Raw genomic sequence first — 346 nt, 5'->3', positions numbered from 1 at the left:
GATCGTGAAAGCGATTACCGACCTGGCAGTTGCCGGCGACAAGCAGTTCGAAAACCTGGTAGCCAACAAAGCTTCGGTCACCACCGCCGTCACTGACGAGCCTGCTGGCCAGGGCGACCTGGTGCAGGTGAACATCGTGGCCAACCAAGCGTCGGTGAACGAAGCCACGGCACCTACCTTTACCCTTAGCTTGAACCGTGCACTGGACAAGGACCTGACTGTCACCCTGAGCAACAACGCCACCGTTGTGTTCAAAGCAGGTGAAACCACCAAGTCCTACACCGCACCTGCTCAGGGCGATGACGTCTTCAAAGATGAAGGCAAAATCCAAGTGGGCATCACCAAG

The 346-nt window shown here is 56.6% G+C and carries 1 protein-coding gene; it reads left to right on the top strand.

Features of this window, described 5'->3' with window-relative positions; all coding sequences use genetic code 11:
• Nucleotides 1-346, top strand: a 346-nt coding sequence (locus tag IAE33_RS24425; RefSeq protein ID WP_201165768.1) for an immunoglobulin-like domain-containing protein, incomplete at both ends; no start/stop codon positions are given.

The sequence above is a fragment of the Pseudomonas sp. S60 genome, from assembly GCF_016647865.1.
Taxonomy (GTDB): Bacteria; Pseudomonadota; Gammaproteobacteria; order Pseudomonadales; family Pseudomonadaceae; genus Aquipseudomonas; species Aquipseudomonas parafulva.
Note: the sequence above shows the minus strand (reverse complement) of the source record. Positions and strands in the feature narration are given on the sequence as shown.